The sequence below is a fragment of the Jatrophihabitans sp. genome (assembly GCF_035474675.1).
In the GTDB taxonomy this organism is placed as follows: domain Bacteria; phylum Actinomycetota; class Actinomycetes; order Mycobacteriales; family Jatrophihabitantaceae; genus Jatrophihabitans_A.
This window is the reverse complement of sequence record NZ_DATINC010000082.1, coordinates 1-15,341: the sequence shown is the minus strand read 5'-3', so window position 1 is coordinate 15,341 and position 15,341 is coordinate 1. Positions and strand designations below refer to the sequence as shown.

Sequence of the window (15,341 nt, the reverse complement as noted above, 5' to 3'; positions counted from 1 at the left end):
GGTCTGACCTCGCAGATCAACGGCCTCACCCAGGCCGTGCGCAACGCCCAGGACGGCACCAACGTCGCCCAGATCGCTGACGGCGCCCTGGCGACCGTGCAGAAGATCCTGCAGCGTCAGCGTGACCTCGCCGTCCAGGCCGCCAACGGTGGTTCGCAGGACGCTGCCGCGCAGGCTGCGGCCCAGTCCGAGATCACCAACCTCAACACCCAGCTGGACAACATCGCGGCCACTACGGCCTTCGGCGGCACCAAGCTGCTCGACGGCACCTACACCGCCGCGGTGGGCGTCTTCCAGGTCGGTGCCAACAACACCGCCAGCGAGCAGATCTCCCTCGCGCTGACGGCGGCCGACTCCACCACCCTGGGCGTCTCGGGTGTCAACGTCGGCACCACCGCGGGTGCGCAGACCGCGATCGGCACCGTGGACGCGGCGATCGCCGCGGTCTCGGCCGCCCGCTCGCAGATCGGTGCCACCCAGAACCAGCTGAACTACACCATCAGCAACCTGCAGACCACGATCCAGAACGTGACCGCGTCGCGTTCGAACATCACCGACGCCGACCTGGCGACGGAGGTCACCGCCATGAGCCAGGCCCAGATCCTGACCTCGGCCGCCACCTCGGTGCTGGCCCAGGCCAACTCGGCTCCGCAGGCGATCCTGAAGCTGCTGCAGTAGTTCGGCCGGCAGCGCCACGCACCACATCGGTACAGCAGTAAGCCGCTCGCACGATCCGGCCGGGGTTCGAACAGAGCCCCGGCCGGACCGCTTGGACGGCAGGGCTCGAGAAGGTAAGGAGTGCAGGTGAGCGCGTTCGCGATCAACGGGCTGTCCTCCGGCATCGACACGGCCTCCCTCATCTCGCAGTTGATGACGGTGGCCGCGCAGCCGCAGACCCAGTTGAAGAACCAGCTGTCCGTGCAGCAGAACGTGCTGAGCGCCTACCAGGCGATCAACACCAAGCTCACCGCGCTGCAGACCGCCGCCGACGCGGTGAAGCAGGCCGGCACCTGGGCCGCCACCAAGGCGGTCTCCAGCAGCACCGCGGTGGTCGCCTCGACCACGTCGAGCGCCACCTCCGGCTCGGCCACCACCTTCGACGTGATCCGGCTGGCCACCGCCCAGATCAGCACGGTGGCAGCCGCCGGCACGGTGGTCGCCTCGCCGCCCAACGGCATCGACATCGTGGACTCGGCCGGCGTCACCCACCACCTGGCCATCGCCGACGGCACCGCCGCCGGGGTGGCGACGGCGGTGAACAACGCCGCGCTGGGCATCCGGGCCTCGGTGATCAGCACCGACTCCGGGCCGCTGCTCCAGTTCACCTCGGTCGCGACGGGGGCGGCCGGGGCCTTCACGGTGAACGGCCTGGACACCGCCCCGCAGACCCTGGTGGCCGCCCGGGACGCCCAGATCGCCGTGGGCAACCCGGCCGCCGGCGGTTACACCGTCTCCAGCAGCAGCAACACCTTCAACAACGTGATCCCCGGCGTCACCTTCAGCATCGGCGCGGTGGCCACCGGGGTGACCGTCTCGGTCTCCAGCGACGCCAGCGCCATCAGCGACAAGGTCAAGGCCCTGGTGGACGCCACCAACGCCGCGCTCGCCGAGCTCGGCAAGGACACCGGCAAGGGCGCGGTGCTGGAGAGCAACTACCAGATCAACTCGATCACCAACAGCATGCTGTCGACGATCAGCCGCGGCAGCAGCGGGACCAGCTTCGCCTCGGTCGGCGTGCAGCTGACCTCGACCGGGACGCTCGCCTTCGACGCCACCGCCTTCGCCAGTGCCTACGCCACCGACCCGGCCAAGGCCCAGGCCACCGTGGCGACCTCGCTGGCCGGCGCGCTGTCCACGCTCGCCATGAACACCTCGACGCAGATCGTCAGCCCGCTGATCAACTCCGGCACCTCGCAGATCGGGGCGCTGAACAAGCAGATCGCCGACTGGGACACCCGGCTGGACAGCCAGCGGACCGCCATGCAGAACAAGTACGCCGCGATGGAGGTGGCGTTGCAGAAGCTGCAGTCCACCTCCAGCTACCTGACCTCGGCGCTGGCCGCTATCAGCAAGTCCAACTCCTCGTCGGACAACTGAGCCGACCAGCCCACCGCCCACCAGCCGTAGAAGGAGATGATCGCCGATGCCAGCCGACCCCGCCCGCGCCCGCTACCTCGCTGACGCCGTGGCCACCGCGACGCCGGCCCGGCGGATCGTGCTGCTCTACGACCGGCTCTGGCTCGACATCCAGCGCGCCCAGGCGGCGCAGGACTGCGGGGATCTCACCGCCCGCGACCACCTGCAGCACGCCCAGCAGATCCTCGCCGAGCTGCTGGGCAGCCTCGACGTCACCGCCTGGACGGGCGCTGCGGACCTGGCCTCGCTGTACTCCTACCTGCTGCGCGAGCTGATCGGCGAGGTGATCGAGCCCCGGCCGGGCCGGCTGGCGACCGTCACCCGGATCGTCTCCACCCTGCGCGAGAGCTGGCAGCAGGCCGAGGCGCAGTTGCAGGGCGGGACGCCTTCGGCCGACGGCCGGGAAGCGGTCCGCGTTGGCTAGCCAGCCGGCTACTCCGGGGTCGGCTGCCGCGCACGGCGGCCCCGCCTCGGCCGCGCCAACTGCCGGCTCCGGCGGCCCGGCCTCGGCCGCGCCGACCTGGGAACAGGTGCTGGCCGACCTGGAGCAGGAGACCGCGGCGCTGGCCGAGGGGCTGCGGCGCGGCGAGCTGCTCGCGCCGGTCACCCCCTGGCACCCGCCGGTGCTGCCGCCGATCCCGGCCGAGCTCGTCGCCCGGGCACAGGCACTGCTCGACCAGCAGCTGCGGCTGCAGATCCAGATCGGCCTGGAGCTGGACCGCAGCCGCCCGGCCGGCCGGGCCCGCCCGGCGAGCCAGCCCGACCCGGCGCCCCAGCTGGTCGACCTCAGGGCCTGACCGTCCGATCAGCCGGGTCACCTCATGCCTGAGTTGTCCGGGCCGGCGGGGCGATCGCAAGACCCGACTGTCCGGCATCGCGGGCAACTGTCGGACACTGGCCGCTTTCGCGCATCCGCCTGGTTCTGTCCGGATCCCGCAGGGTCTAGGCACATTTCTTTTACTAAGTCTTAACTCTGCGTGATCAAGGTCGATAGGGAAGCCACGAGCACGGACTGCTCCCACAGCCCCGCCAAGGATTGGCGAACCCCCAGAACAGCGGAGGTTTCGTGCCGTGCTCGACGATGTCGCGTCCGTGACCCTCAGTACCGCCCTCTCCGCGTTGGCCGCCCGGCAGCGGGTGAGCGCGGACAACATCGCCAACCTGGAGACCCCGAACTTCCACGCCGGCCAGTTGTCCTTCGAGGACGACCTGCGGCGGGCGGTGGCGGCCGGTGACCCGGCCCAGGCCACGGTGACGCTGACGACCAGCACGGCGCCCGCCGGCGTGAACGGCAACAACGTCAGCCTCGACACCGAGACCCTCACCGACTCCAAGACCGCGCTGCAGTACCAGCTGCTCAGCGGCGCGATGTCGTCGAAGTTCGCGCTCATCGACACCGTGCTGCGGGGCTGAGCCGGATGTCGATCTTCTCGGCCATCACCACCTCGGGCACCGGGCTGAGCACGTTCCGCACCTGGATCGACGTGATCGCCAACAACATGGCCAACATCAACACCGTCAAGCCCACCTCCGGCGCCGCCTTCCAGGCGCAGTACGTGCAGGCCGAGGACATCGCCGCCGGCGCGCCCGACCAGGCCGGCGGCGGGGTGCGCGTCACCGCCCTGCCGCTGTCCAGCGCGGAGGGCCGGCTGACCTACCAGCCTTCCAACCCGCTGGCCGACGCCCGCGGCTACGTCCGGCTGCCCGACATCGACATGGCCGAGCAGATGGGCAACCTGATCATGGCCCAGCGCGCCTTCCAGGCCAACGCCGCGGTCGTGGACCGCGCCCGCGAGACCTACCTGGACGCCATCAACATCGGAAAGAACCACTGACATGACCTTGCCCGCGATCGGCGCCGTCAGCGCCGCGCTACCCACCCTTGCCCCGGCCACGGTGCTCAGCGGCCCGGACGCCACCGCATCGGCCGGCGCCAGCACCTCGGCCGGCTTCGCCTCGATGCTGGAGAAGGGCATCAACGCGGTGTCCTCGGCGCAGAGCAAGGCCGACAACCTGGCCGTGCAGGCCGCCACCGGCGACCTCACCGACATCCACGACTACACCATCGCCGCCGCCCAGGCGGAACTGGTCACCCAGCTGGCGACCACCATCCGGACCAAGGGCGTTGACGCGTTCAACCAGATCATGGGAATGCAGGCCTAAGAGATGCAGGACAAGATCCTCTCGACGCTGCAGCGGTTCTGGCGCGGCTTCCTGGCCTTCACGCCCGGCCAGAAGGCAGTCACGGTCGCCGTGGGGCTGGCCCTGGTGGTCGGCGGTTTCACCTTCTCCTCCTGGGCGTCCAAGCCCAGCTACGCGCCGCTGTTCACCAACCTGGCGCCGGCCGACGCCAGCGGCATCATCGACAAGCTGAACGCCAACAAGACGCCGTACCAGCTGGCGGCCAACGGCACCTCGATCCTGGTTCCGCAGAAGGACGTCTACAACCTGCGGCTGACCATGAGCGCGGCCGGCCTGCCCTCGTCGGGCAGTTCCGGCTACAGCCTGCTGGACCAGGAGGGCATCACCACCTCGGAGTTCAAGCAGCACGTGGACTACCAGCGGGCGCTGGAGGGCGAGCTCTCCAAGACCATAAAGTCGATCAGCGGGGTCCGCGACGCCGCGGTGCACCTGGCGATCCCGCAGCAGAGCGTGTTCACCGACGGCAGCCAGAAGGCCACCGGCTCGGTGCTGCTGACCACCGACCCCGGCACCACGCTGACCTCCGGCCAGGTGCAGTCGGTGGTGAACCTGGTCTCCTCCAGCGTCCCCGGCATGGGACCGGACCAGGTCAGCGTGTCCGACGCCAGCGGCAAGGTGCTCTCGGTGGCCGGTGACGCCAACTCCGCGGCCGCCGCCGACACCCGTACCGAGGCGATCGCCCAGTACAACAAGCGGGTCAGCGCCGAGGTGCAGCAGATGCTGGACCGGCTGGTGGGCGCCGGGCACTCGGTGGTCACCGTCAACGCCGACCTGGACTTCGACAAGAACAACACCGTCACGCACTCCTACAGCTACGCCACCGGCATTCCGCCGCTGTCCGAGGCGAACACCACCGAGACCTACGGCCCGGGCCAGAGCGGCACCGGCGGGGTGCTCGGTGCGGCCTCGCCCAGCCCGAGCGCGCAGCCCAGCTCCAGCGCCGGTGGCGGCTACCGCAAGACCACCACCACCCGCGACAACGCGGTCGGCGAGAGCACCGAGACCCGCAGCGCCGCGCCCGGCAAGGTCCGCACGCTCAGCGTGGCGGTGCTGCTGGACAAGAACGCCCCGCCGGTGGACGAGGCTCAGGTGCGCCAGCTGGTCGGCTCGGCGGTGGGCCTGGACCTCAAGCGCGGCGACTCGCTGGCCGTGGCCTCCGCCCCGTTCGACACCTCGGCCGCCGACCAGGCCAAGAAGGCCGCCGACCAGGCCGCCGCGGCCGCCGCCTCGGCCCGGCGCAGCGCCGAGCTGATCTCGCTGGCCAAGACCGTGCTGGTGGTGCTGCTGGTGCTGGCCCTGATCGTGGCGACGATGGTCGCCAGCCGGCGCCGGCGCCGCAACGGCCCGGCCGACGAGCTGGACACCTTCCTCGCCACCCTCAACGACGCGCCTGGCTCGCTGCCACCGGCGCCGCGCGACATCGTGCCGCCGCACAGCCGCGAGGCCGCGGCGAACCTGGCCCGGCAACGGGACCTGGCCGAGATGGCCGACAGCGAGCCGCACGAAGTGGCCCGGCTGCTGCGTACCTGGCTGAACACCAAGGAGAGCTGACGATGGCAGAGACGCTGGCCACTGTTTCTTCGATCGGCACCCCGCTGGCAGCCGCGGCCGCCGCGGAGCCGGGCCCCGACCTGACCCGCGGCCTGACCGGCCGCCGCAAGGCCGCGATCCTGCTGCTGCAGCTGGACCAGGAGGCCTCGGCCAAGGTGCTCAAGCAGTTCTCCGAGACCGAGCTGGAAGAGGTGGTCGCCGAGATCGCCCGGGCCGGCGACGTGCCGCCCGCGGTGTCGGCGGCGGTGCTGCGCGAGTTCGGCATCCTGCAGGCTTCCGGCGACGCGCTGGTGCGCGGCGGGGTCGAGCAGAGCCGGGCGCTGCTGCGGGCCGCGGTCGGCGACCAGCGTGCCGACGCGATCCTGGACCGGCTGTCGGGCAGCATGTTCGACGTTCCGTTCAAGTTCCTGCAGAACGCCGACGCCCGGCAGCTGCTGAACTTCATCTCCGACGAGCACCCGCAGACGATTGCCCTGGTGCTGGCGCATGTTTCCGCGCCGCTGGCCTCGAAGGTGCTGGCGGGCCTGGGCAGCGAGCTGCAGGCCGACGTGGCGCACCGGATCGCCACCATGGATCAGACCACGCCCGACATCATCCACCAGATCGAGGCCAACCTGCAGCGCCGGATGGCAAACCTGCTGGTGCCCTCGGAGCTGGCCGCGGTCGGCGGCGTGCAGCCGCTGGTCGACATCATCAACCGCGCCGACCGGGGCACCGAGAAGCTCATCCTGGAAGGCCTGGAGGACCGCGACCCGGAGCTGGCCGAAGAGGTCCGCAGCCGGATGTTCATGTTCGAGGACCTGGTCAATCTCGAGGACCGCGCCGTGCAGCTGGTGCTGCGCCAGGTCGAGACCGGCAACCTCGCCATCGCGCTCAAGGGCGTCGCCACCGTGGTGCACGCCAAGATCATGGCCAACATGTCCGAGCGGGCCGCCGCGAGCCTGGCCGAGGAGATCGAGCTGCTCGGCCCGGTCCGGGTGCAGAGCGTGGAGGAGGCCCAGACCGAGGTGGTCCGGGTGATCCGCGAGCTCGAGGAGTCCGGCCAGATCATCGTCCGGCGCGGCGAAGAGGACGAGTTCGTTGCCTAATCCCTTGGGCAGTATGGGAAGCCTCGCCTTCGACTTCGGCGCCGGCGCGGCAGTGCCGGAGCGGCTGGTGGAGCAGGCGCGCGCCGAGGCCCGGGCGGTCGGCTACGCCCAGGGCTGGGCGCACGGGGTGCGCAGCGCCGCCGAGACCCAGACCGCCGAGAGCGCCGTGGCAGCCGCCGAGCTGGCCGCGCTGCGGGCCCGGCACTCCCAGCAGGTCGGCTCGGCGCTGCAGGCGCTGCAGGCCGCCGCGGCGGACCTGCGGCAGCGCACCGTGACCGTCACCGACGAGATCTCCGACCAGATCCTCGCCGCCGCCGTCCAGCTGGCCGAGGCGCTGCTGGGCCGCGAGCTGCGCGACCCCGCGGTGGCGGCGCCGGCGGCGCTGGCCCGGGTGCTGGCGCTGGTGCCCGACGACCAGCCGGTCACCGTCTGGCTGAGCCCGGCGGACCACGACACCCTGACCGGGCCGGACGGACCGGCGCTGATCGGTTCCGTCGAAGGCGCCACCGGACGCGCCCTGAGCTACGAGATGGACCCGGAGCTGCAGCCCGGCGACGCGCGGGCGCGCTGCGGCAGCAGCACCATCGACGCCCGGCTGTCGGCCGGGGTGGAGCGGCTGCGGGAGTACCTGGCCCGATGAGCACCGCGATCCTTTCCTCCGAGCGGGCCCGCCACCGGCTGGCCGAGCTCACCGAGCTCGCCGCCCCGCGGATCTACGGCTACGTCTCGCGGGTGGTGGGCCTGTCGGTCACCGTCTCGGGCCTGACCGGCCGGATCGGCGACCTGCTCACCATCGGCACCGGCCCGCAGTCGGTGCTGGCCGAGGTGGTGGCCGTCGACGGCCAGAACTGCACCTGCCTGCCGCTGGGCCCGCTGGACGGGATCGGCAACGGCGACCGGGTCGCCGCGACCGGCGGCCCGTTGCGGGTCGGCGTCGGGGCCGGCCTGCGCGGCCGGGTGCTGGACGGGCTGGGCCAGCCGCTGGACGGCCGCCCGCTGCCGGCGGGGCTGGACCGGGTGTCGGTGGAGCTGGCGCCGCCCGCGGCGCTGAGCCGGCGCCGGGTGGACGAGCAGCTGGCGCTGGGCGTGCGGGCCATCGACTCGCTGATCAGCGTCGGCCGGGGCCAGCGGGTCGGCATCTTCGCCGGTTCCGGCGTCGGCAAGTCCAGCCTGCTGTCGATGATCACCCGCGGCACCACCGCCCAGATCACCGTGGTCGCCCTGATCGGCGAGCGCGGCCGGGAGGTCCGCGAGTTCCTGGAGAACGACCTCGGCCCGGACGGCCTGCGCGACGCGGTGGTGGTGATCGCCACCTCCGACCAGCCGCCGATGGTCCGGCTGCGTGCCGCCTACACCGCGACCCGGATCGCGGAGTGGTTCCGCGACCAGGGCCAGGACGTGCTGCTGCTGATGGACAGCATCACCCGGCTGGCCACCGCACAGCGCGAGATCGGGCTGTCGGCGGGGGAGCCGCCGGCCTCGCGGGGCTACCCGCCGTCGGTGTTCGCGCTGATGCCGCGGCTGCTGGAGCGGGCCGGCGGATCGGAGCACGGCTCGATCACCGGCCTCTACACGGTGCTGGTCGAGGGCGAGGACCACAACGAGCCGGTCGCCGACACCGCCCGGTCCATCCTGGACGGCCACATCGTGCTGGACCGCCGGCTGGCCACCGCCGGGCACTTCCCGAGCATCGACGTGCTCGAATCGGTGTCCCGGGTGGCGAACTCGGTGACGACGGCCGAGCAGCAGCAGCTGGCCCGTACCGCCAGGCAGTTGCTGGCCGCCCGCCGCGATGTCCGGGAGCTGGTCGAGATCGGCGCCTACGTCGCCGGCACCAACCCGCGCGCGGACCGGGCGCTGGCGCTCTGGCCGCAGCTGGAGGCCTTCCTGCAGCAGGACATGTCCGAGCGCAGCAGTGCCTCCTCGGCCTGGGGCGCGCTGGCCGACGTGCTGGCCGGCGACCCAGCGGCCGCGGTTTCAAGTGTTTCGACTGTTCCGACGATGTCGACGGTGGAGGGCCGATGAGCCACAACTGGATTCCCACCGTGCTGCGGGCCCGGCAGGCGCAGGAGGACGTGCTGGCCCAGGACCTGGCGGCCGCCCGCCGTGACGCCGACCAGGCCGCCGGCCACCACGCCGAGGAGCTGGCCCGGGTCGAGGGCATGGCGGTGCCGCACAGCCAGACGGTGCGTGCCTTCCACGCCACGCTGAGCGCGCAGCAGGCTGCCGTGGCCAGCCTGGCGGCCGCCCGCAACCGGATGCTGTTCGCCGACCGCCGGGTGGCCGGCACGATGGTCGAGCTGACCGCCGCCGCCCGGGCCCGCCGCACCGTGGAGAAGCTGCACGAGCGGCTGCTCGACGAGCAGGCCAGCGCCGCCTCGGTCGTCGCGCAGCGCGAGCTGGACGAGGTGTCGATCGGCCGGCACGGTGCCCGGTTGCGCGAGGCCACGCCATGACCGTCGAGATGTCCGGCGTCGCCTCGGTGCTGGCCCGGATCGCCCAGATCCAGGCGAGCAACCCGTGCGCCCAGGCGACCCGCCCGGCCGCGCCGGTACCGGCCCGGACGTTGGCATCCGGTGGGTTGATGACACCGGGAACCGGCACCGCGCTGGCCGACCGGGTCACCGCGCCGGACTTCGCCGCCACCCTCGCCGAGGTGCAGAACGGCCAGCCGGACGGCACCGACGTCATCGGCTCGGCCGAGAAGTACCTCGGGGTGCCCTACGTCTTCGGCGGGAACACGCCGGCCGGCCTGGACTGCTCGGGCCTGGTGCAGCGCGCCTACGCCGACCTGGGCATCACGCTGCCCCGGGTGGCCGCCGACCAGGCCCACGTCGGTACCCCGGTGGCCAGCCTCGCGCAGGCCCAGCCCGGCGACATCCTGGCCTTCGGCGAACCCGCGCACCACGTGGCGCTCTACCTCGGCAACGACCGGATGATCGCCGCGCCGGAGCCGGGGGACCGGGTGAAGGTCCAGAGCGTCTTCCAGACACCGACCAGCATTCGCCGGGTGCTGCCGTCCGGCCCCGCCGGGCTTGCCGGGCTGAGCGGGCTGGCTGGGCTGAGTGGCATGGCCGGGCTGAGTGGCATGACTGGACTGAGTGGCATGACCGGGCTGGCCGGGTTGACCGGCATGGTCGGGCTCGGCACGCCGGCCGGTGCCCTGCTGGCGAGCGGGGTCAGCCAGTACGCCGGGCTGTTCGCGCAGAACGAGGCCCGTTACCAGCTGCCGCAGGGCCTGCTGGCGGCGGTCGCGCACACCGAGTCCGGCGGGAACGCCGCCGCGGTGAGCCCGGCGGGCGCCCAGGGCCTTATGCAGCTGATGCCGGCGACCGCGCAGGGCCTCGGGGTGGATCCGTGGGTTCCCGCCCAGGCGGTGCAGGGCGCCGCCCGGTTGCTGTCGAACTACCTGCACAGCTACGGCTCGGTGCCGCTGGCGCTGGCAGCCTACAACGCCGGCCCGGGTGCCGTGGAGCAGTACGGCGGCGTTCCGCCTTACGCCGAAACCCAGAACTACGTCGCCAAGGTCACCGCACTGATGGCCGGGAGGGCCGCCTGATGGCACTCACGATCACCGTCGCGAGCAGCGGCGTGGCACCGGCCGCCCCGGTCGAGCAGGCCGGCCCGGACGGCGCCGCCGGTGCCCGGACCGGCAACGCCTTCGCGGGTGTGCTGGCCGGTCTCGGCCAGGACACCCCGGTTGGCCGGCCCGGCCCGGGTACTCGGGGCTCGTCGGAGCACGCGTCGACCGATCCGGCCGACGCTACCGCCGACCCGGATTCGAGCACCGCCGCGGCGGAGCTGGCCGACCTGGCGGCACTCGCCCTGGCGGTGTCCGGCGCGCCGGTGCCGACTCCCGTGCCGGTCGGCACCGGATCTCCCGCGGCCGGCGAGCCGAGCGATTCTGCGCAGGCCGACCCGGTGGCTGGAGCGAAGGGTCCGGCCCCGCAGGCCGCGCTCGCCGCGCAGCAGGCGGCCGCCCGGCGTCCGGCCCAGGCGGTCGAGGCGCAGCTCGCGGCCGCGGCTGCCAAGGCGGCCCGGCAGGCTGCGGGCCCCGCCGAGCCGACCACTCCGGCGGATCCGACCGATCCAGCTACTCAGCCGCTTCCCGTGCCAGCAGCCGCGCCGGGATCCAGCGAGGCGACCGACCGGCCGGGCGCCGCGCCGACCGCCGGTCCGGCTGCGCACGCCACTCCGGCGTCGCTGCCCGAACTGCCCGAGCTGCCCGGGCCGGCCGGCGCCAACGTCTCCGGTGCCCCGGCGGGACCGCCCACCGGTACGCCTGCCACCACTCCTTCGCCGGCCAGCCCGGCCACCTCCGATCCCGCCTCCCGCGCCACCCCGGCGGTGGTGACGCTGCCCGGCACCGCCGCGGCGATCGCCACCACGTCCGGTGCCGCCCGGGCAGCCGGCCCGGCCAGCCCGGACCCGACCACCCCTGACCCGACCGGCCCGGCGACCGCCGGCAACGGCGCGCAGGTGAGCACCCCCAGCGGCACGCACCGCGCCGAGGCGCCGTCCGGCCCGCGGGCCGGCCACCTCCGCCCGGAGCCCCAGGACCCGTCGCCGGCTCCCGCTCCCCAGCCGGCGGTCACCGCCCCGGTGCCGGCCACCGTCGGCCCGGCGCCCGACCCGACCCAGGCCGGCATCGCAGCGGTCCAGCAGCCCTCGCCCACCGCGCCGATCAGCCAGCCGGCCGGCTCCGACGCCCGGCCGGTGCCCCGGCACCCGGCGGCGGACCTGCCGCTGGCCAGCCAGGTGGCCGGCCCGGTGCTGGCGTTGCGGGCCCGCGGCGACGGCAGCCATCAGATGATCGTCGCGCTGCACCCCGCCGAGCTCGGGCCGGTCAACGTGCACGTCCGGATCTCCGGCGACGCGCTGACGATCTCGCTGGCCAGCTCGAACGACATCGCGCACGACACGTTGCGCGACGCCCTGCCGCAGCTGCGCTCGGAACTGCAGTCGGCCGGCCTCGGCGCGGCCTCGCTGTCGCTGGACCTGACCTCGGGCGGCTCGGCCGGTTCCGGCGCGTTCGCCGACCCGCGCCAGGCCGCCGCACCCGGCCCGCCGGCCCACACCGTCCCGGCATCCGAGCCGGTCCGCGGGTCGGCTCGGCAACACCGCACCGCCACTAGCTCCGGCCTGGACCGGTGGCTGTGAACACCCCAGAACAGGAGAGCAGATGACGCTACCGGTCTCCGCGGTCGCCAGTGGCCAGCCGGTGCTGCCGAACCCGGCCATCGACACCACGGACAACGCCAAGCTGAGCTCCAAGGCCTTCCTGCAGCTGCTGGTCGCGCAACTGCGCTACCAGGACCCCAGCAAGCCGGTCGACACCTCGGCGTTCATGAACGAGACGGCCACCCTGACCCAGGTGCAGTCCTCCGAGCAGACCGCCCAGGTCAGCCTGGACATGCTCACCGCCCAGCGGGCCCAGACCGCGAGCAGCCTGGTCGGGCACACCGTCAGCTACACCGCGGCCGACGGCAGCCAGATCACCGGCTACGTCTCCTCGGCAACCATCTCCTCGGCCAAGCCGACGCTGCGGATCGGGACGGTCGACGTCGACCTGAGCCAGGTCCAGCAGGTGCTGGCCTCCGGCACGCCCTGAGCTCCCCGGCCCAGCGCCCGATTCCGAAGAACCCAACCGCGAATATCCCTTCTCTCAAGGAGAAAACCCCCATGCTTCGCTCCCTGTTCACCGGCATCTCCGGCCTGCGGGCCCACCAGCAGATGCTCGACGTCACCTCCAACAACATCGCCAACGTCAACACCGCCGGCTTCAAGGCCTCCTCGACGGTGTTCGAGGACACCCTCAGCCAGACCATCTCCGGCGCCGGCGCGCCGACCGCGACCAACGGCGGCACCAACCCCACCCAGGTGGGCCTGGGCGTGCAGCTGGCCGGCACCGCGATCAACTTCTCGCAGGGCTCCAACCAGTACACCGGCCGCACCAGCGACCTGCTCATCAACGGTGACGGCTTCTTCGTGCTCAACAACAACGGCCAGCAGACCTTCAGCCGGGCCGGCTCCTTCAGCCTGGACTCGGCCGGCCACCTGGTGGCCCCGGACGGCTCCATCGTGCAGAGCGCGGCTGGCGGTGACCTGGACCTGTCCGCGCTGAGCAGCGGCACCTACAAGTCCTGGAGCATCAACCCCTCCGGCGTGGTGAACGGGGTGGACGCCACCGGCGCCACCACGGCGCTGGGCACCATCGCGCTGGCCACCTTCACCAACCCGCTGGGCCTGACCAAAGTGGGCGACTCGCAGTACCAGGTCAGCACCAACTCCGGTCCCGCCCAGATCGGCGCCGCCAACACCGGTGGCCGCGGCAGCCTGACCCCGGGCTACGTGGAGATGTCCAACGTGGACCTGGCCGCGGAGCTGACCAACCTGATCATCTCCGAGCGCGGTTTCCAGGCCAACTCGCGGGTGATCACCACCTCCGACGAGGTGCTGCAGAGCCTGATCAGCCTGAAGAACTAGTTACTGGCAGGAGCACTCGGGCCCGCTGTCCGCAGCGGGCCCGAGTGTCTTGGAAAGAGGGGTCGGCCGGCATCCGCCGGGCGGTCCGGTGGCTCAGAAAACCGCCGCCGATGCCGATATGTAATACCGAGGAGGACCCACGGACGGGTCCTGCACACACCTGGATGGATCCGTTGATACTGCTGCGCCGGTTGGGTGGACCCGTATTCACCCTCAACCCAGACCTGATCGAGCGTGCCGAGGCAACCCCGGACACCGTGGTGACCCTGATCGGCGGCAACAAGTACGTCATCTGCGAGTCCCTCGACGAGCTCGTCGAGCTGATCCGTGACTACCGGGCCGGCATCATCGCCAGCGCCGAGGCCATGACCGCCGGCACCTCCTACTCCGACGCGGGTGCCGCCCATTCCGGCGGCCACCCCCGGATGCGGGTGCTGTCCACCGCGGGTACGCCGGGCCAGCCGCCCGTGGTGCCGATCCGAAGGACCGATGCCTGATGGATCCGTCCCTGATCATCGGGGTCGTCCTGGCGGTCGTGGCCATCGTCGGTTCGGTGACCATGGAAGGCGGCAACATCGGTGCCATCTTCCTGATCCCGCCGATGATCCTGGTCTTCGGCGGCACCGCCGGCGCCGCCATCGCCGGTGCCGTGATGCGCGATGTCAGCTCGCTGCCCAAGCAGCTGATCCGGGCCTTCACCGCCAAGACCCCGAAGCCCGACGACGCCGTGCAGACCCTGGTGCGGCTGGCCGGCCGGGCCCGCCGGGAGGGCCTGCTGGCCCTGGAGTCCGAGGCGGCCGAGGTCGAGGACGAGTTCCTGCGCCGTGGCCTGCAGCTGGCCATCGACGGCACCGACGCCGAAGAGGTCGCCATCATCCTGTCCACCGAGGTGGACACCAAGCGCGCCATCGACCGGGCGGCGGCCAAGCTGTTCGCCGACATGGGCGGCTACGCCCCGACCATCGGCATCATCGGGACCGTGCTGGGCCTGGTCAAGGTGCTGGGGCACCTGTCCGCGCCGTCCAAGCTGGGGGCTGAGATCGCCAGCGCGTTCGTGGCGACGCTGTGGGGCGTGATGAGCGCCAACGTGTTCTGGCTGCCGCTGGCCAACCGGCTCAAGCGGGTCAGCGAGGCCGAGTGCGAGCAGATGGAAGTGATCATCGAGGGCATCCTGGCCATCCAGGCCGGTGCCAACCCGCGGCTGGTCGAGCAGAAGCTGCAGAGCCTGCTGCCGGCCAGCAGCCGGCAGCCTGAACGGGACGTCGCCTGATGAGCGCCGGGCGCGCGGCGGCCGGCCGCCGGCACCGGGGCGGCGGCCATGCCGAGGAGCACGAGAACCACGAGCGCTGGATGGTCACCTACGCCGACATGCTCACCCTGCTGCTGGTGCTGTTCATCGTGCTGTACGCCATCTCGCAGGTGAACACCTCCAAGTTCTCCGAGCTGAAGTCGAGCCTGGCCTCGGCGTTCAAGAACGGCCAGCCCTCGGTGCTGTCCGGCGGCAGCGGGATCGTCGACGGCAGCGGCGACTCCGACGGCCAGCAGGCCAACCCGAGCCTGCCGGTGTTCTCGATTCCCCAGCCGGCCAAGAAGACCGCCGACCAGGACCGGCAGGACGCCCAGCGCGAGGTGGACGAGTTCAAGGAGATCGAGGCCGCCATCAAGGCGTCGCTGCACAAGCACGGCCTGGACGGCAACGCCGAGTTCAACATCGACGAGCGCGGCCTGGTGGTCACCGTGGTGACCAACGAGCTGGTGTTCGCCGGCAACAGCGCGGTGCTCGAGCCCGAGGGCGCGGTGATCCTCGACGCGGTGCTGCCGCCGCTGCGCCGGATCGACAACCAGATCCAGGTGGACGGCCACACCAACCAGCAGAAC

The 15,341-nt window shown here is 72.2% G+C and carries 19 protein-coding genes; all 19 read left to right on the top strand.

Going from position 1 to position 15,341, the window contains the following annotated elements:
• Positions 1–678, top strand: a 678-nt coding sequence (locus tag VLJ82_RS10245) for a flagellin (protein ID WP_408663245.1), incomplete at its 5' end; no start/stop codon positions are given.
• Positions 679–804: 126 nt separating this feature from the next.
• Positions 805–2,097, top strand: coding sequence for a flagellar filament capping protein FliD (gene fliD / locus VLJ82_RS10240; protein ID WP_408663244.1), 1,293 nt, complete (start codon positions 805–807; stop codon positions 2,095–2,097).
• 46 nt (positions 2,098–2,143) lie between these two features.
• Positions 2,144–2,560, top strand: a complete 417-nt coding sequence (gene fliS / locus VLJ82_RS10235; RefSeq protein ID WP_408663243.1) for a flagellar export chaperone FliS — start codon at positions 2,144–2,146, stop codon at positions 2,558–2,560.
• A complete protein-coding gene (locus VLJ82_RS10230) occupies positions 2,553–2,933 on the top strand; it encodes a hypothetical protein (RefSeq protein WP_408663242.1) in 381 nt (126 codons plus the stop codon). Before fliS ends, VLJ82_RS10230 begins: the two co-directional genes overlap by 8 nt.
• A gap of 295 nt (positions 2,934–3,228) precedes the next feature.
• On the top strand, positions 3,229–3,549 hold the full coding sequence (locus VLJ82_RS10225) for a flagellar basal body rod protein FlgB (RefSeq protein ID WP_408663241.1): 321 nt from the start codon (positions 3,229–3,231) through the stop codon (positions 3,547–3,549).
• 5 nt (positions 3,550–3,554) lie between these two features.
• Positions 3,555–3,971 (top strand): flagellar basal body rod protein FlgC, encoded by a 417-nt coding sequence (locus tag VLJ82_RS10220; RefSeq protein WP_408663240.1) that lies wholly within the window; start codon positions 3,555–3,557, stop codon positions 3,969–3,971.
• Position 3,972: 1 nt separating this feature from the next.
• Entirely contained in the window at positions 3,973–4,299 is a 327-nt protein-coding gene (fliE, locus tag VLJ82_RS10215; RefSeq protein WP_408663239.1) for a flagellar hook-basal body complex protein FliE, read from the top strand.
• 3 nt (positions 4,300–4,302) lie between these two features.
• Entirely contained in the window at positions 4,303–5,889 is a 1,587-nt protein-coding gene (gene fliF / locus VLJ82_RS10210) for a flagellar basal-body MS-ring/collar protein FliF (RefSeq protein WP_408663238.1), read from the top strand.
• A gap of 2 nt (positions 5,890–5,891) precedes the next feature.
• Positions 5,892–6,977: a flagellar motor switch protein FliG gene (gene fliG, locus VLJ82_RS10205; protein ID WP_408663237.1), complete on the top strand. Its 1,086-nt coding sequence runs from the start codon at positions 5,892–5,894 to the stop codon at positions 6,975–6,977.
• Between the two features lie 13 nt (positions 6,978–6,990).
• Positions 6,991–7,617, top strand: coding sequence for a FliH/SctL family protein (locus tag VLJ82_RS10200; RefSeq protein ID WP_408663236.1), 627 nt, complete (start codon positions 6,991–6,993; stop codon positions 7,615–7,617).
• A complete protein-coding gene (locus VLJ82_RS10195) occupies positions 7,614–9,002 on the top strand; it encodes a FliI/YscN family ATPase (RefSeq protein ID WP_408663235.1) in 1,389 nt (462 codons plus the stop codon). Before VLJ82_RS10200 ends, VLJ82_RS10195 begins: the two co-directional genes overlap by 4 nt.
• Positions 8,999–9,433 (top strand): hypothetical protein, encoded by a 435-nt coding sequence (locus tag VLJ82_RS10190; protein ID WP_408663234.1) that lies wholly within the window; start codon positions 8,999–9,001, stop codon positions 9,431–9,433. The genes VLJ82_RS10195 and VLJ82_RS10190 overlap by 4 nt, the downstream gene beginning before the upstream one ends.
• Entirely contained in the window at positions 9,430–10,536 is a 1,107-nt protein-coding gene (locus tag VLJ82_RS10185) for an NlpC/P60 family protein (RefSeq protein WP_408663233.1), read from the top strand. Before VLJ82_RS10190 ends, VLJ82_RS10185 begins: the two co-directional genes overlap by 4 nt.
• On the top strand, positions 10,536–12,137 hold the full coding sequence (locus tag VLJ82_RS10180; protein WP_408663232.1) for a flagellar hook-length control protein FliK: 1,602 nt from the start codon (positions 10,536–10,538) through the stop codon (positions 12,135–12,137). Before VLJ82_RS10185 ends, VLJ82_RS10180 begins: the two co-directional genes overlap by 1 nt.
• Positions 12,138–12,159: 22 nt before the next feature.
• A complete protein-coding gene (locus VLJ82_RS10175) occupies positions 12,160–12,588 on the top strand; it encodes a flagellar hook assembly protein FlgD (protein WP_408663231.1) in 429 nt (142 codons plus the stop codon).
• A 71-nt stretch (positions 12,589–12,659) separates the two neighbouring features.
• Positions 12,660–13,463 (top strand): flagellar hook-basal body complex protein, encoded by an 804-nt coding sequence (locus VLJ82_RS10170; protein WP_408663230.1) that lies wholly within the window; start codon positions 12,660–12,662, stop codon positions 13,461–13,463.
• Positions 13,464–13,627: 164 nt separating this feature from the next.
• Entirely contained in the window at positions 13,628–13,960 is a 333-nt protein-coding gene (locus VLJ82_RS10165; RefSeq protein WP_408663229.1) for a flagellar FlbD family protein, read from the top strand.
• Positions 13,960–14,733: a motility protein A gene (locus VLJ82_RS10160; protein WP_408663228.1), complete on the top strand. Its 774-nt coding sequence runs from the start codon at positions 13,960–13,962 to the stop codon at positions 14,731–14,733. Before VLJ82_RS10165 ends, VLJ82_RS10160 begins: the two co-directional genes overlap by 1 nt.
• Positions 14,733–15,341: flagellar motor protein MotB (locus VLJ82_RS10155; protein ID WP_408663227.1), on the top strand; the 609-nt coding region annotated here is incomplete at its 3' end. The genes VLJ82_RS10160 and VLJ82_RS10155, both read left to right, overlap by 1 nt.

Coding starts and splice junctions, on each gene's coding strand:
- fliS (WP_408663243.1), top strand. CDS start 2,144: ATGCCAGCCGACCCCGCCCGCGCCCGCTACCTCGCTGACGCCGTGGCC.
- VLJ82_RS10220 (WP_408663240.1), top strand. CDS start 3,555: ATGTCGATCTTCTCGGCCATCACCACCTCGGGCACCGGGCTGAGCACG.
- fliE (WP_408663239.1), top strand. CDS start 3,973: ATGACCTTGCCCGCGATCGGCGCCGTCAGCGCCGCGCTACCCACCCTT.
- fliF (WP_408663238.1), top strand. CDS start 4,303: ATGCAGGACAAGATCCTCTCGACGCTGCAGCGGTTCTGGCGCGGCTTC.
- fliG (WP_408663237.1), top strand. CDS start 5,892: ATGGCAGAGACGCTGGCCACTGTTTCTTCGATCGGCACCCCGCTGGCA.
- VLJ82_RS10200 (WP_408663236.1), top strand. CDS start 6,991: ATGGGAAGCCTCGCCTTCGACTTCGGCGCCGGCGCGGCAGTGCCGGAG.
- VLJ82_RS10195 (WP_408663235.1), top strand. CDS start 7,614: ATGAGCACCGCGATCCTTTCCTCCGAGCGGGCCCGCCACCGGCTGGCC.
- VLJ82_RS10190 (WP_408663234.1), top strand. CDS start 8,999: ATGAGCCACAACTGGATTCCCACCGTGCTGCGGGCCCGGCAGGCGCAG.
- VLJ82_RS10185 (WP_408663233.1), top strand. CDS start 9,430: ATGACCGTCGAGATGTCCGGCGTCGCCTCGGTGCTGGCCCGGATCGCC.
- VLJ82_RS10180 (WP_408663232.1), top strand. CDS start 10,536: ATGGCACTCACGATCACCGTCGCGAGCAGCGGCGTGGCACCGGCCGCC.
- VLJ82_RS10175 (WP_408663231.1), top strand. CDS start 12,160: ATGACGCTACCGGTCTCCGCGGTCGCCAGTGGCCAGCCGGTGCTGCCG.
- VLJ82_RS10170 (WP_408663230.1), top strand. CDS start 12,660: ATGCTTCGCTCCCTGTTCACCGGCATCTCCGGCCTGCGGGCCCACCAG.
- VLJ82_RS10165 (WP_408663229.1), top strand. CDS start 13,628: ATGGATCCGTTGATACTGCTGCGCCGGTTGGGTGGACCCGTATTCACC.
- VLJ82_RS10160 (WP_408663228.1), top strand. CDS start 13,960: ATGGATCCGTCCCTGATCATCGGGGTCGTCCTGGCGGTCGTGGCCATC.